Source organism: Rhizorhabdus sp. GW822-FHT03C02 (genome assembly GCF_058801765.1).
Window position 1 is genome coordinate 18,399 of sequence record NZ_JBXANN010000015.1, and the last position, 16,088, is coordinate 34,486.

Sequence of the window (16,088 nt, forward strand, 5' to 3'; positions counted from 1 at the left end):
CGATCAGGCCAGACGGTCGATCATGTCCTGGGTGATCAGGCAGACGCCTTTCTCGGACCGGCGGAAGCGCCGCGCATCGGCGATCGGATCGTCGCCGACGACCAGTCCGGTCGGAATCCGCACCCCCTGGTCGATCACCACCTTGTGCAGCCGGGCATCGCGCTCGATCACGCAGCCGGGCATGATCACCGCCTCGGTGATCGACGAGAAGCTGTTCACCCGGACGTCGGGGAACAACAGGCTGCGGTGGAGCGAGGCGCCCGAGACGATGCAGCCGCCGCCGACCAGCGACGAGGTCGCCGAACCGGTGCGGCCGGCCTCGTTGTGGACGAACTTGGCCGGCGGGGTGACCTCGGCATAGCTCCAGATCGGCCATTGCCGTTCGTAGATGTCGAGCTGGGGCACGACGTCGGTCAGGTCGATATTGGCTTCCCAATAGGCGTCGATCGTGCCGACGTCGCGCCAATAGGCGGCCGGCTCGCTGTCGGCGCGCACGCAGCTCTGCGAGAAGAGATGGGCGATCGCCTTGCCGTTCTCGACGATATAGGGGATCAGATCCTTGCCGAAATCATGGCTGGAATCGATCAGGTCGGCATCGCGGCGCAGCTGGTCGGCGAGAAATTTGGTGTTGAAGACATAGATGCCCATCGACGCCAGCGCGACGTCGGGCTTGCCCGGCATCGCCGGCGGATCGGCGGGCTTCTCGACGAAGTCGATGATCCGCGCCTGCTCGTCGATATGCATCACGCCGAAGCCGGTCGCCTCCAACCGGGGGACCTCGAGGCAGCCGACGGTGACGTCGGCGCCGGCCTCGACATGCTGGCGCAGCATCAGCTCATAATCCATCTTGTAGATATGATCCCCCGCCAGGATGATCATATATTCGGGATCATAGGCCTCGATGATGTCGAGATTCTGGAAAACCGCGTCGGCGGTGCCCTCATACCATTGATGCTCGGACACGCGCTGGCTGGCGGGCAATATGTCGAAGCTTTCGTTGCGCTCGGGGCGCAGGAAGTTCCAGCCGCGCTGGAGGTGGCGGATCAGCGAATGCGCCTTGTACTGGGTCGCGACCCCCATCCGGCGGATGCCCGAATTGAGCGCGTTCGACAGCGCGAAGTCGATGATCCGCGCCTTGCCGCCGAAATAGACCGCGGGCTTGGCGCGGCGATCGGTCAGTTCGAACAGCCGGCTGCCGCGGCCGCCGGCCAGGACATAGGCCATGGCGTCGCGCGCCAGCGGCTGGGTGCGTCGATCGCTCATCTGTTCAGCCCTCCTGGTGCCGATGCCTGCCTTGGCCAGGGTTCGCTCGCTGCCCCGCGCCATCAGATCGCCTCCAGCATGATCGTCGAGAGTGGCGGCAGTGTGACGGACGCGTAACCATTTTCGTCGGCTCGAACCCGTCCGCTGTTGCCCATTCCGGTCCCTCCATAGATCGTTGCATCGCTGTTGATGATTTCGGCCCAGTCGCCCGGCCGCGACAGTTTCAGGCCATAGCCATGGCGGGGCACCGGGGTCATGTTGCTGATGATCGTGACGGGGGGCGCTGCCGGCGCGCGGCGCTCCCAGGCGAACACCGAATTGGCGGCATCGTCGACCACCACCCACTGGAAGCCTTCGGCCTCGCAATCGCGGGCATGGAGCGCCGGGCGGGTGCGGTAGACGGCGTTGAGGTCGCGCACCAGCCGGCGCACGCCCTCATGCGCGGGCGCGTCGCGCAGATGCCAGTCGAGCGCCCGTTCCTCGCTCCATTCGGCGCGCTGCGCGAATTCCTGACCCATGAACAGGAGCTTCTTCCCCGGATAGCCCCACATCAACGCGTAATAAGCGCGAAGGTTCGCGAATTTCTGCCAGTCGTCGCCGGCCATCTTGCCCAGGATCGAACCCTTGCCATGGACGACCTCGTCATGGCTGAGCGGCAGCACGAAATTCTCGCCGAAGGCGTAGAGCAGCCCGAAGGTGATGTCGCTGTGATGGTGGACGCGGTGGATGGGCTCGCGCGCCATGTAGCGCAGCGTGTCGTGCATGAACCCCATATTCCATTTGAAGCCGAAGCCGAGCCCGCCTTCATGGACCGGCTGCGACACTTTCGGCCAGCTCGTCGATTCCTCGGCGATCGTCATCACTCCGGGATGGTGGCCGTAAAGTTCGACGTTCATCCGCTGGAGGAAATCGACCGCCTCGAGATTTTCGCGCCCGCCCCGGTCGTTGGGCAGCCATTCGCCGGCCTTGCGCGAATAATCGAGGTAGAGCATCGACGCGACCGCATCGACCCGAAGCCCGTCGAGATGATATTTCTCGGCCCAGTACAGCGCGTTGTTGATCAGAAAGGCGGCAACCTCGCGCCGTCCGAAATTGTAGATCGCGGTGTTCCAGTCGGGGTGAAAACCCTTGCGCGGATCGGCATGCTCGTAGAGCGCGGTGCCGTCGAAGCGGGCGAGGCCGTGGGCGTCGGTCGGGAAATGCGCGGGCACCCAGTCGAGCAACACCCCGATGCCGGCGCGGTGGGCGCCGTCGACGAAGCGTGCGAAACCCTCGGGCTCGCCGAAGCGCGCGGTCGGGGCATAGAGGCCGGTGGTCTGATAGCCCCATGACGGATCATAGGGATATTCGCTGATCGGCATGAACTCGATATGGGTGAAACCCATGTCGACGACATAGGGGATCAGCCGGTCGGCCAGCGCATCCCAGCTCAGGAAGCCGCCATGCTCGTCGAGCTGCCACGACCCGGCATGGACCTCGTAGATCGATATCGGCTGCCGGCGCGGATCGGCCTGGCGCCAATGGTCGCGGTGCGCGGCGTCGCCCCAGGCATGGCTGGAGGGGGCAGTGGTGATCGATGCGGTGGCGGGGCGCAGCTCGGACCGGAAGGCGAAGGGATCGGCCTTGAGCGGCTGGACCTTGCCGTCCTTGCCGACGATCTCGAACTTGTAGGGCTCGTCCTCGCCGATGTCGGGGACGAAGATCTCCCAGATGCCGGTGTCGCGGCGCAGCCGCATCGCATGGCGGCGACCATCCCAGCGGTTGAACAGCCCGACCACCGACACCCGGCGGGCATTGGGGGCCCACACCGCGAAATGCACCCCGTCGGCGCCGTCATGGTGGATCTTGTGCGCGCCGAGCCGGTCGAACAGCCTGAGATGCGATCCTTCGCCGATGAAATAATCGTCCATCGGCCCGAGCACCGGCCCGAAACTATAGGGATCGCCGACCGTCCAGCGATCGGCCTCGTTCGCCGCGGCATAGCGTAGCGGCTGCGCCTTGCGGATCGACAGCCGGCCTTCGAACAGGCCGGCGGGATCGACCAATGCGAGCGTGCCGGCGGGCTTGCCGGCGAGGGTGAGCGCCGTAGCCGCGGTCGCGCCGGGGATGAAGGCGCGGGCGACCAGGCCCTTGTCGGCGGCATGCACCCCCAGCACCGCGAACGGATCGCCATGGGTCCCGTCAACGATTGCGGCGATCTCGGCTGGGGAGAGCAGGGTCACGTCGGGCCGTTCTGATCGAGGAGAGTCGCATGCATGCCGCGAGCGGGCGCGGCACGAACGGGGGCGGGGAGGCAGGTCGACGCGCTAGAGGGCATTCCAGATTTCGGTGGCATATTGGCGGATGGTGCGATCCGACGAAAACCATCCCATGCCCGCGACGTTCCGGATCGCCATCGCGTTCCAGGCGGGCTTGTCCTCCCACAGCGTGTCGAGTTCGCGCTGGGCGGCGGCGTAGCTGTCGAAATCGGCGGCGACCATGAACCAGTCATGGTCGTACAGCCCGTCGACCAGGCTTTTGTAGCGGTTGCGGTCGTCGGGCGAGAACACCCCGCCGGCGATCGCGCTGAGCGCCTGGTTGAGCTCGCGCGAGCTCTCGATGATCGCGCGCGGCCGATATTCGGACGATCGCTTCTCCGACACCTCGGCGGCGGTCAGCCCGAAAATCTTGATATTGTCGGCCCCGACATGGTCGCGCATCTCGACATTGGCGCCATCGAGCGTGCCGATGGTGAGCGCGCCGTTGAGCCCGAACTTCATGTTGCCGGTGCCCGACGCTTCCATGCCGGCGGTCGAGATCTGCTCGGACAGGTCGGTCGCCGGCATCATGATCTCGGCCATCGAGACATTGTAATTGGGCACGAACACGACCTTGAGCAGGCCTTGCACCGCCGGATCATGGTTGATCACCCGGGCGACGTCGTTCGCCAGCTTTATGATCAGCTTGGCGTTATGATAGCTGGGCGCGGCCTTGCCGCCGAACAGCTTGACCCGCTTCACCCAGTCGCGCTCGGGATGCGACCGGATCTGGTCGTAGAGTGCGATCGCCTCGATGATGTTGAGCAACTGCCTTTTATATTCGTGGATGCGCTTGATCTGGGTGTCGAAGATCGCGTCGGGATCGATGCGGACCCCCATGCGCTCGCGCAGCAGGTTGCTCAGCACGATCTTGTTGGCGCGCTTCACCGCGGCGAACTTCTCCTGGAAGGCGCTGTCGTCGGCGAACGGCTTGAGCGCGACCAGCGCCTCGGCATCGTCGAGAAAGGCGTCGCCGATCGCCTCGCGCAGCAGCGCGGTCAGCCCGGGGTTGCACTGCATCAGCCAGCGCCGCGGGGTGATGCCGTTGGTCTTGTTGTTGATGCGATCGGGGAACAACCGGTGGAATTCGGCGAACACCGTTTCCTTCATCAGTTCGGTGTGGAGCGCCGACACGCCGTTGACGCTGTGCGATCCGGCGAAGGCGAGATTGCCCATCCGCACCCGGCGGTCGCCGCCTTCGTCGATCAGCGAGATCGCGCTGATCTGGCCGCCGTCGAAATTCTTGTCGCGGCGTGCGCCGATCAGCAGCTTGGCGTTGATCGCATAGACGAGCTGCATGTGGCGCGGCAGCAGCCGCTCGAACAGCGGCACCGGCCAGCTTTCGAGCGCCTCGGGCAGCAGGGTGTGGTTGGTATAGCCGAAGGTGCGCTGGGTGATGTCCCAGGCCTCGTCGAATTCGAGATTGTGGATGTCGATCAGGATCCGCATCAACTCGGCGACCGACACCGCCGGATGGGTGTCGTTGAGCTGGATCGCAGCCTTGTCGGGCAAGGTGCGGATATCGTCGAAATATTGGATGTGGCGGCGGACGATGTCCTGCAACGAGGCCGACGAGAAGAAATATTCCTGGCGCAGCCGCAATTCCTGACCCGCGGGGGTCGAGTCCGCGGGGTAGAGGACGCGGGTCAGCGTCTCGGCCTTGTTGCTCTCGGCGAGCGCGCCGATATGGTCGCCGGCGTTGAACGCGTCGAGCAGGATCGGATCGATCGGCTGCGCGGTCCACAGCCGCAGCGTGTTGACGCGGTCGGCGCGCCAGCCGACCACCGGCGTGTCATAAGGGGTCGCGATGAAGCGCTCCTGCGGCTTCCAGTGGCGGGCATGATCGCCGCTGCCGTCGGCCGCCGCGAGGTCGACGACCCCGCCGAAGCCGATCTCGTAGCTCGCCTCGCGCCGTTCGAACTCCCAGTTGTTGCCGTGCGCAAGCCAGGTCTCGGGCAGTTCGACCTGCCAGCCGTCGGCCATCTCCTGGCGGAACATGCCGTTCACATAGCGGATGCCATAGCCATAGGCCGGCACGTCGACGGTCGCCATCGACTCCATGAAGCAGGCGGCGAGCCGGCCGAGACCGCCATTGCCGAGCGCGGCATCGGGCTCGAGTTCGCGGATGACGTCCATCTCGACTCCCAGGGTGGCGAGCGCGTCGCACATCTCCTGCATCAGGCCGAGGTTGGAGACCGCGTCACGCATCAGCCGGCCGATCAGGAATTCGAGGCTGAGATAATAGACCCGCTTGCGGCCGGTCTCATAATCTTTCTGGGTGCATTCGATCCAGCGGTCGATCACCCGGTCGCGGATCACCAGGATCGTCGCCGCCAGCCAGTCATGGGTCTTCGCGGCGACCGCATTCTTGCCGATCCGGTAGGTCAGCCGCTCGACGATCTCGGCGGCGAGCGTCGCCGAGTCGGAACCGCGCGGCGTGGGCTTCGGAAGGCTTTCGCTGCTGGCACGATTCATGATGTTCGACTCCCCCGCTTCGAAACGAGTCTAGCCCAGCCGGTGGCGCGTGCAACACCCATGTTGCATTGCAATAGATGGTGCCCCCAGGCGCCGCCCAGGGCCGCGTTGCCGAGGCGCCACCTCTGTCACGATCTGGACACAAATCGGGTCTAGTCGCTGCCCAGGCCTTCGTGAAAAGCCAATGAAGACTGTCATATAGCCGTCATTTCCGTGAAATGGCGGCGAGGGAAAACATATCCGGAGCGCGGCTATCGCGCCCATCAAGGGGTTCTATCTTGTCTTATCCTGCCTTCAAGACCGCGGCGCTGATCGGCGTCGCCTTCGGTGCGCTTATCTGCGCCAACGCCGCCTCGGCGCAGACCGCGCCCGCGGCCGCAGCCAGCGGCGCCGATGTCGACGATCTCGAGGTGATCACCGTCACCGCCGAGCGCCGTTCCGAGAATCTGCAGAAGGTTCCGGTGTCGGTCGGCGTCGTCGGCGGATCGGATCTGCGCGCCTTCCAGAGCGGCGGCGAGGACACGCTGCTCGCGCTGTCGGGCAAGGTGCCGAGCCTCTACGCCGAAACGACCACCGGCCGGATCTTCCCGCGCTTCTACATTCGCGGCCTGGGCAATATCGACTTCTATCTCGGCGCGTCGCAGCCGGTGTCGATCATCCAGGACGACGTCGTTCTCGAACATGTCGTGCTGAAATCGAACCCGGTGTTCGACGTCCAGCAGATCGAGGTGCTGCGCGGGCCGCAGGGTTCGCTGTTCGGGCGCAACACCACCGCCGGCATCATCAAGTTCGACACGATCCGTCCGACCCAGGAACTGTCGGGCCGGGCCTCGGCCTCCTATGGCAGCTACAACACGATCACCTTCGACGGCGGCATCGGCGGCCCGATCGTCGCCGACAAGATCGCGTTCCGCCTGTCGGCGCTCTACCAGCACCGCGACGATTATGTGGACAACGTCTTCACCGGCACCAGCGCTGACGGCACCGTCACCCCGAAGAAGAATGCGATGGGCGGCTATGACGAGCGCGACGTCCGCCTCCAGCTGTTGCTGACCCCGACTGAGGATTTTTCGATCCTCGCATCGGGCCATGCCCGCAACTATGACGGCACCTCGACGCTGTTCCTGCGCCAGGCGATCAAGAAGGGCAGCAACAAGTCCGACGCGTCGCGCACCCAGGTCGCGTTCGACGAGGCGAACAACAATCCGCAGGCCTATGACACCTATGGTGCGTCGGTGAAGGCGACCTATGATTTCGGCGGCGTGTCGCTGACCTCGATTACCGCCTACGAGACCACCAACGGCTATAGCCGCGGCGATACCGATGGCGGCGCCGCGGCGAACTTCCCGGTCAACGGCGTTCCCAACGGCTTCGGCGAGTCGCAGGGCCAGATCCGCGATCTCGACCAGATCACCCAGGAAATCCGCCTCGCCAGTGATGGCGACGGGCCGTTCAAATGGCAGCTCGGCGGCTTCTATTTCGACGGGCGCGACACCACCGATTTCTACCAGCGCGCCTATTTCCTGACGACCGCCGCGCGCAATCCCAACAACTGGGTGCGGCTGCGCGACATCAACACCTCCTATGCGCTGTTCGGCCAGGTCAGCTATCAGGTCACCGACGCGCTGACCCTGACCGGCGGCATCCGCGAGACCAAGGACACCAAGAAGACCCGGCTGGTGAAGACCGCCGACACCGCGGCGGGTGCGGTGACCTATACCGGTCGCCGCTATGTCCGCCTGTCGGACAAGCAGCCGAGCTGGGATCTGAGCGCGCTCTACCAGGTCGATCCCAATGTCAGCGTCTATGCACGGGTCGCCAAGGGTTTCCGCGGGCCGACCATCCAGGGCCGTTCGGCGGTGTTCAATTCGGACTTCACCACCGCCAATTCGGAAAAGATCCTTTCGTGGGAAGCCGGCTTCAAGAGCAGCCTGTTCGACAACAAGCTGCGCCTGAACGCGACCGCTTTCGCCTATACGGTCAAGGACATCCAGCTCAACGGTAACGACAGCAACGGCAATGGCGTGCTGTTCAACGCCGACAAGGCCAAGGCCTACGGCATGGAAGCCGATGCCGAGCTGCGCCCGGTGCGCAACCTGTCGCTGACCGCAGGCCTCAGCCTGCTGCACAGCGAGATCAAGGACAAGCGCGTCTATGCGCAGGTCTGTGCGCTCAACGGGGTGGTGGTCTGCACCGTCGAGGATCCGACGATCACCCGTCCGGTGTTCGGTTCGCCGGCGGTGTTCGCGCAGATCGACGGCAACCCGCTGCCGAATGCCCCGAAATATAATCTCAACTTCGCAGGGCGTTACGATGTCCCGCTCGCGAGCGGTGCCAAGCTGTTCGTGTCGACCGACTGGAACCTGCAGGGCTATACCAGCTATGTGCTGTACAAGACCAAGGAGTTCACCTCGAACGGCAATTTCGAAGGGGGCCTCAAGATCGGCTATAGCGGCCCCGACAGCCGCTACGAGATCGCGCTGTTCGCTCGCAACATCACCAACGAGAAGAACCTCAAGGGCGTGATCGAAAACTATATGGCGGCGGTCTACAACGATCCGCGCATCATCGGCGTGTCGTTCAGCGGCAAGCTCTGACCCTCGGGACCGGTGCATTCGCGACCCTGATGGTCGCGAATGCACCGGTTTCGTTTCCGCCGATCAATCCGCCTCGCCCTCGATCAGCATCTCGCTCAGCCATGTCTTCGCCCGGCCGATGAAGCGACGGGCCAGATCGGTGTCCGCGGCCCAGGCCTCGAAGCCATGCGGCGCGCCGGCCACGATATCGAGGCTGGTCTCGACCCCGGCCCGCTGCAGCCGCGCGGCATAGTCGCGGTCCTCGTCGCAGAACAGATCGACATCGCCGACCCCGATCCACGCGGGCGGCAACCCCCGCAGATCCTGGCGCCGCGCCGCCGCGGCATAAGGCGCAAGCTCGGCCGATCCGGGCGCCGTGCCCAGATAGGCGCCCCAGCCGAAGGCGTTGAGGCGGTTGTTCCAGAGGCGATGGCTGACGGCATCGAGCTCGCGCCGCGCGCCGGTGCGGTCGTCGAGCATCGGACAGAACAGCCATTGCGCGCCGGGCTTGATGCCGTCGCCGTCCTGGATGCGCTGGACCAGGCTGGCGGCGAGGCCACCGCCCGCGCTCTGGCCGCCGATCGCGATACGATGCGGATCGATCCCCAATGTCTCCGCCGATCGCAGCAGCCATTGCCAGCCGGCATGGCAATCGTCGAGCGGGGCGGGGAAGGGATGTTCGGGCGCGAGCCGGTAACCGGTGGCGACGACGGTGATGCCGAGATCTCGGGCGACCTCGATGCAGAAGCGATCGCTCTGCCGGACATTGCCGATCACGAAACCGCCGCCATGGATCCAGAACAGCGCGGCGCCCGATACGACGCGTTTGGGGTGATAGATGCGCAGGTCGGGGGCGTCGCCGCCCGGCACCTCGATCCGGACATCGTCCTGCTTCACGTCGGGAACCAGCCCCATCAGCCGCCGGACGATGCCGCGTCCGAGCGCCGAGCGGACCGGCAGCGGCATCGACATCAACCGGGTCGCCTTGCGCAGTTCGGGCGCGATCATCGATATCTTCATGGACAGGCCTTCTGCTCGGTCATTCGCCGTCGCCGACGAGGGTGAAGGGGCCCCACGCCGCGGGATGCGCGGTCGAGGGATCGTTGGCGGTGTTGCGGATCGCCTGGGTGGCCCGTTGGAGCGCCTGGGCGCGGGTGAGCGACGGATCGGCCTGCTGGCGCTGGATCGCGTCGGCGGTGATCCGCGCGGCGATGTCGTCGAACACCGGCCAGTGCGAGGCGAGCAGGTTGCGCGCGCCGGCGTAGAAGAAGGCGCGCGCCAGCCCCGAAAGACCCGGTGTGCCCTTGCCGTCGCCGGCGGCGGTATTGCACGCCGACAATATCACCCAATCGGCGTCGAGCCGGAGCGCGGTGATTTCGGACGCCGAAAGATAGCCGTCATCATCGGCGGTCGCCTCGGCCGGCGGGCTGAGGATCAGTCCGGGCTCGGCGATCCCCTGAAGCTCGCCGGCGGTCACGCCATGGGTCGCGAAGGCGATGATCCGATCGCCGGCGAGCGGCATCGACCGCACCCGCGCCTCGTTGGCGTCGGCGCCGAGATGAAGCGCGCTTTCGGGAGCCCCGAGCGCGGCGCGCAGATTTTCGAGTTCGGTACGGGTGCCCGGCAGGCTCGGAAGCTCGCGGATCCGGCTGACATCGGCCAGAGCGCCGCCGTCGCGCGACAGGCCGATCCCGGCGAGCGCGGACGGGCTGATGCCGCGGCCGACGCGGCTCGACGCGGTGGTGCCCAGGCCGCGCAGCATCGCGCTGTCGGCGAGCGCCGGATCGCCGAAGCCGACGAAGCTGATCGGGCCTGCCTGGTTCGCGGCCGTGCGTTTCGGCAGGCTGCGCAGGAACTGGAGCGACTGGAGCGACGGGATCTGGACCAGCGCGACATCATCCTCGAACCAGCCGGTGGCGCGCATCGCCGCCATGTCGGCATCGTCGCCCTGCGGGGCGCGGGTGACCAGCACTCCGAACGGCAGCGAAGCCAACGCGCCGTCGGCCGCGACGAACAATTGTTTGCGGCCTTGGATCGTCGGCAGGATCGGGGCGATCAACTGCTGGTAGAGCGCAAAGGCGGTGCTGCGATCATAGGCCCAGCGCTGCTGCTTCGCCTCGACCGGATCGGCCTTGGGGCTGGGGTCGAGATCGCTGCGCAGCCGCGCGACCATTGCGCGGACCTGTGACGCGGTCAGCGCCGACCGGCTCCATTGCAGCGCGTCGCGGGTGACGGCGATCAGATGGGTGCCATGGTCGGTCGGCAATATGATCAGTGCGGCCTCGTCGGGGCCGAGCAGCGCCTGGGCCTGCGCCACCGACAATGCCCCCGGCTGGACCAGCGCATGATATTCGGGGGCATCGACCCGCAGCCGGTCGTCGATCGCCGCGAAGCGCTGCTCGAGCGTCGCCTTGGCGGCGATCAGCCGTGCCCGTTCGGTTTCGGCCTGCTGGTCGTTTCCACCGACCACAGCGGCGAATTTCTGGTCGATGTCGCGCCAGATCGCGACCAGTTCCTCACGCTCGCGGGCCAGTGCGCCGAGTTCCGGGCCATGGCGTTCGGCGGCGGCGCGTGCCGCCGCCTGCGCCACCGCGCGGCTCGCCGGATTGGCCATGGCCTCCTGGATCGCCGCGAAGGCAAGACCGCTCGATGCCGGCGATCCGGGATCCCGCGCCCAGAGTGCGTCGGCGTAGAGCGCGAACAGATCGGCCTGGCGCAGCCCGCCGGAGGCGGCGGCAGCCGAACCGCCGATCGCCTGAACCCGGCCCAGCCGGCTATTGCGGGCATGGTCGACCAGCGGCGTCAGCATATCGAGCGCGCTGCCGCGACGTTCGGGAATCGCCAGCCGGGCCCTGGCGAGCAGCAGCGCATTCTCGTCATAGGCGAGTGGTTCGACCGCCTTCAGCCCGTCGAGAACCTTGCGCGCCGCGGCGAATTCGCGTTCGGCGGCGGGATGGTCGGCGCGGCCGAGCAGCGCGAGGCCGAGGACATTGTGGCCTCGATAGCTTTCATAATCGATCCGCCCGATCGCCGCGCGGCGGCGGACGATCTCGCGTCCGATCGTCTCGGCCTCGGCGTAGCGGCCCATCGCCAGCAGCACGCCGACCTTGTCGAACAACTCGTCGGTGCTGAGATCATTGTCGATGACGATGTCGCCGACGCCGCCCTGGGCGGCGAGTTCGGCATTATGACGCTTCTTCGAAGCGATCAGCGCGCTTTCGCGGTCATATTGCGCGAGCTGGCGGTTCGCCCAGGCGAGCGCGGCGTCGGTCTGCCCACTGTCGGTCAAGGCCTGGATATAGAGGCTGACGGTGTCGCGGCCAGGATCGCGCCGGTAGGATTCGCTGCGGATCGCCTCGGCGAGCACAGCACGCGCTTCGGCGGTGCGGCCCGACTGGGTCAGCAACTGGGCATAGAAGCGCAGTTGCCGCAGCATGTCGTCGTCGAGCGGGCCCAGCACTGCCCGGGTGATCGCGATCGACTGTTCGAGCGTCGCGATCGCCTCTTCGGGGCGGCCGGCTTCGGACAGGAATATCGCCTTGTAATCGAGCGCATTGCCATAGCGATAGCTTTGCGGCCCCGGATAGTCGGCGAGCAGCGCGAGCTGCTTGTCGACCAGCGCCAGATTGTCCGCCGGGCCACTGCGTTCGCGGTAGAAATCCTGTTCGATCCGGTCGGCCGCGGCCAGCACCGTGTCGGCGCGTTGCCGCCGCTGCCGCAACGCCTCGGCAGCGGGCACCTGGCCCGTTTTTTCGAGCAGATCGAGATAGAGTCGATAAGGGGTGTCGTCGATCGCCTTGAAGTCGAAGCGGTCGATCAGCCGATCGAGCGAGATCCGGGCCCAGGGCAACGCGCCCGCGCTGTCGCCGGCATCGGCAAGCGCCTTGGCGATGCTGTAGGCATCGAGCTGGACGGTGATGCCGTTGCCGAGTTGCCGGGCCAGCGCGATCATGTCGCGGTTGAAGGCGACCTCCTCCCCGGGCGTCGCGAACGACGGATGGATCATGCGATTGCGGTCGAGATAGAAGGCACGGTCGGCGCCGTCGATCAGGTCGAGCAGTTGTGGAAAATCGGCGCGCGGATCGAGCAGCGGCAGATAGGCGAAGATGTCGAGGCTGTAGCGGGTCGGATCGCTTGCGTCGCGATGCTCGCGGGCGAGATTGAAGGCCGCCGAGACCCGGCTCGCCGCTTCGCGATAATCGGCCCAGCCGGTGCCGGCCGATGATGCCTGCGCCTCGAGCACCATAGTCCGCAGCGAACCGGCGGCCGTCTCGCCGCGCAGCCCGAGGTCGAGCGCATGCGCCTGTTTCGCGGCGCCGATCGCCAAAGCGGGCTGGAGCGTGGCGATGGCGACGCCGGCCTGGTTGGCAAGAGTCGCGGCGAGCAGCGCGGGGGGAGGCGAGAGTGCCGCCCGCAGGCGATCGGCGAGCCGGGCGAAGATCGGCCCCGGCGTCTCGATATCGCCCGCGCGCCAGGCCGCGACCGCGGCGTTGCCGAGCGCCGCGATGGCCTCGGGCGCATCGGCGGTCGTCGCTGCCGCGCGGCGGACCCGAAGATCGTCCAGAGCGGCCTTTGCCTCGCGATAGCGGCCGAGCCGGCCCAGAACGACCGCGCGGTTGCCGAGCAGCGTCAGGCGATCGGCGGCGGTCGCATTCGGGACGGCGGCGAGCAAGGTCGTCGCCCGGTCGAGATCGGCGAGCGCCTTGCCGCCGTCGCCCGCCGCCAGTTCGAAGATCGCCGCAAGGTTCAGCCGGCGCGCCAGCGCGCGCGCCGCGGTCGGCGCCGGGATCGCTGCCAGCAGCGCCGAAGCCCGGGCATAATGGCCCTGATCATAAGCCGCGATCGCTTGGGCATCGACGTCGGCCGGCGTCGATGACGCATCCGCCGCCTGCGCGCGAACGACGCCGATCGGCACGCCGGCGAACATCGCCGTGATCGCGATGGTCGCGGCAAATCGCGCGCGATAGGATCCCGACGCCCCCCCAGGCAGCTTCATGCGCCAACATCCCCCCGATTGTCCGGCTTTTGTCGATGATCGGCCGCGTCTTTACAACAGGCTCGCTCAGCGCGGCATCGCGCCCCGCGCCCATTGGACGATCGCCGAAGCCGGCATCGCCCCCGATTGCCGCGCGATCTCGCGGCCTTTGGTGATCAGGATCATCGTCGGGATCGATCGGATCGCATAGCGCCCGGCGATTGCTTGCTCGGCCTCGGTGTCGAGCTTGCCGAGCCGCAACTGCGGCTCGAGTTGCGCCGCCGCGGCGGCGAAGGCCGGCGCCATCTGCCGGCACGGGCCGCACCAGTCGGCCCAGAAGTCGACGAGCAGCGGCAGGTCGGATCGGGTCGCGTGCGCGTCGAAATTCGCGGCGGTGAGGATGACCGGCTCGCCCCCGAACAGCGCCGATCCGCATTTGCCGCATTTGCCGCCCGCCGCCAGCCGGTCGGCGGGAACGCGATTGGCGGTGGCGCAGCTTGGGCAGATGACGAGACGGGGATCGGCGATGCTCATGACGGCTCTCTTCGCGGGGGCGCCATATCCTTGCCGAACCTCGTGGAGCGCGCAACCGGGGCGGGAGGACGCGAAGCGGCGCCATCCCATTTCGAACCAGATGAAATGTCTGTCGGCCCCGCGGAAACCAAGGGATATCCGGGCTGAATCCGCCCCAATTCCTAAAACAGAAAATCCGCCGCAACGATCTCCTGGACGCCGACGAGGCGGATCTCGAAATCGGCGATGGCGTCTCCGTCGATATCGCCGCTGACGAACAGGTCCGAGCCGGACAGGGCGTAACGCAGTTCGCCGGCATGATGCGAGAATGCGCCCGTACCGATGAAGCTCAAGGTTCCGCCGTAAAGGCCGCTCAGGTCGATCCGATCCTTTTCGGCGTGATGGAAGTCGGCGATGATGTCGCCGAAGCCGACGGCGCTGTCGGTGGCGGCCGAAACGATGAACAGATCGCCTCTGGTGCCGCCGTTCAGCATATCCTGGCCCGCGCCACCGTCGAGATAATCGACCCCGCCCTCTCCGAAAAGCTGGTCGTTACCGGCGCCGCCAGCGACGATGTCGCTGCCCGCGCCGGCCCTGATGATGTTGGCGCCGCCGTCGCCGGTCAGCCTGTCATCATATCGTGAACCGCTCAAATTCTCGAACCCGCTCAGCGTATCGATACCGCCGCCGCCGGTGTTCTGGGCGATCGAGATGTTCAGGTCGACGGTGACGCCGCCAATGGTCGATCCATAGCCGACGGTGTCGATCCCGGCATCGCCGAACAGCTGGTCGGCACCGGTGCCGCCGTCGATCCGGTCGTCGCCCGCTCCGCCATGGATGATGTTGGCGCCGGTGCTGCCCTGAAGGACGTCGTTATAGCGTGAGCCCGTCAGATTTTCGATGGCGGTCATCGAGTCGTTGCCGCTGCCGCGGGTGTGCTGGACGGTGCCGTCTATCATCAGGTTGACCACGACCCGCGACGTCGCATCGTCATAGGTGACCAGGTCGACCCCGTCGCCTCCGCGCAATATGTCGCTGCCGGCCCCGCCACGCAGGATGTCGTTGCCGGCCGCGCCGGTCAGTTGGTCGTTGCCGCCGCCCCCGGTCAATATGTTGTCGCCGTCGTTCCCGACCAGCCGGTCGCCGAAGATCGTGCCGATCAGGCCTTCGATCGACGCCAGCGTGTCGCGTCCCGATGCCGCCAGATTCTGCGCCGTCATGATCGCCAGCGAGACGTTCACGGTGGAGGCGGATCCGGCATAGGATACGATATCGAAACCGGCGCCCCCGTCGAGGAGATCGTTGCCGGCCCCGCCGTCCAGAACATCGTCGCCGGCGCCCCCGGCGATGATGTTGGCGCCGGCGTCGCCTACCAGCCGGTCATCGAATGCGGAGCCGGTGAGATTCTCGAACCCCGCGACCGTGTCGTTGCCCGAGCCTCCGCTATGCTGAAGGGCGGCAATGGCCAGGCTGACCGTCACGCCGCCCGGATCGCCGGCATAGCTGAGTGTGTCGATCCCCAGTCCGCCGGTCAGTCTGTCGCTGCCCGCGCCCCCGAGAATGATGTCGTTGCCATCACCGCCGTCGATGATGTCGTTGCCGGCATCACCGACGATCATATTGGCGCCGGCATTCCCGATCAGGGTATCGCCGAATCCCGACCCGCGGAGATTCTCGAATCCGGACAATATGTCTTTTCCGTCGGTCGCGGTCGTCTGGGCCGTCGTCAGCGTCAGATTGATTTTCACGCCGCTGCCCGCACCGGCATAAGAAACCATGTCCACGCCGGCGCCGCCGATCAGCACGTCGTCACCAAGGCCGCCGATGATGAGGTCGTTGCCCTCGCGACCATCGAGCCGGTCGTCGTCATCGGTACCGATCAGGATGTCGGGGCCTGCCGTGCCTTCGATGTTCGCCATGCCACCTAGCCTTATGGTTGGAGTTCATACCTCGATATCGATCGCGCATGGCGACCCCGAGACCGCCCCC

The 16,088-nt window shown here is 66.4% G+C and carries 8 protein-coding genes; 1 reads left to right on the forward strand and 7 read right to left on the reverse strand.

Annotated elements, in window-relative coordinates; all coding sequences use genetic code 11:
• Positions 1 to 3: 3 nt before the first annotated feature.
• From glgC to AC1RM6_RS26565, 3 genes are all read right to left on the reverse strand, one after another.
• Positions 4 to 1,263 (reverse strand): glucose-1-phosphate adenylyltransferase, encoded by a 1,260-nt coding sequence (gene glgC, locus AC1RM6_RS26555; RefSeq protein ID WP_493106939.1) that lies wholly within the window; start codon positions 1,261 to 1,263, stop codon positions 4 to 6.
• Positions 1,264 to 1,325: 62 nt separating this feature from the next.
• Complete coding sequence (gene glgB, locus AC1RM6_RS26560) at positions 1,326 to 3,479, reverse strand: 1,4-alpha-glucan branching protein GlgB (protein ID WP_493107139.1); 2,154 nt, start codon at positions 3,477 to 3,479, stop codon at positions 1,326 to 1,328.
• Positions 3,480 to 3,569: 90 nt separating this feature from the next.
• On the reverse strand, positions 3,570 to 6,035 hold the full coding sequence (locus AC1RM6_RS26565; protein ID WP_493106941.1) for a glycogen/starch/alpha-glucan phosphorylase: 2,466 nt from the start codon (positions 6,033 to 6,035) through the stop codon (positions 3,570 to 3,572).
• A 218-nt stretch (positions 6,036 to 6,253) separates the two neighbouring features.
• On the opposite strand from AC1RM6_RS26565, the gene AC1RM6_RS26570 reads away from it, so the two are divergent.
• Positions 6,254 to 8,632 carry a TonB-dependent receptor gene (locus tag AC1RM6_RS26570; RefSeq protein WP_493106943.1) on the forward strand — a complete coding sequence of 793 codons (2,379 nt, stop codon included), beginning with the start codon at positions 6,254 to 6,256 and terminating at the stop codon, positions 8,630 to 8,632.
• Between the two features lie 63 nt (positions 8,633 to 8,695).
• On the opposite strand, the gene AC1RM6_RS26575 is transcribed toward AC1RM6_RS26570, so the two are convergent.
• From AC1RM6_RS26575 to AC1RM6_RS26590, 4 genes are all read right to left on the reverse strand, one after another.
• On the reverse strand, positions 8,696 to 9,631 hold the full coding sequence (locus AC1RM6_RS26575) for an alpha/beta hydrolase (RefSeq protein WP_493106945.1): 936 nt from the start codon (positions 9,629 to 9,631) through the stop codon (positions 8,696 to 8,698).
• Between the two features lie 19 nt (positions 9,632 to 9,650).
• Positions 9,651 to 13,607, reverse strand: a complete 3,957-nt coding sequence (locus AC1RM6_RS26580; RefSeq protein ID WP_493106947.1) for a CHAT domain-containing tetratricopeptide repeat protein — start codon at positions 13,605 to 13,607, stop codon at positions 9,651 to 9,653.
• A gap of 66 nt (positions 13,608 to 13,673) precedes the next feature.
• Positions 13,674 to 14,120 (reverse strand): thioredoxin TrxC, encoded by a 447-nt coding sequence (gene trxC / locus AC1RM6_RS26585; RefSeq protein WP_493106949.1) that lies wholly within the window; start codon positions 14,118 to 14,120, stop codon positions 13,674 to 13,676.
• A 161-nt stretch (positions 14,121 to 14,281) separates the two neighbouring features.
• Positions 14,282 to 16,018: a calcium-binding protein gene (locus AC1RM6_RS26590; protein ID WP_493106951.1), complete on the reverse strand. Its 1,737-nt coding sequence runs from the start codon at positions 16,016 to 16,018 to the stop codon at positions 14,282 to 14,284.
• Positions 16,019 to 16,088: the final 70 nt, after the last annotated feature.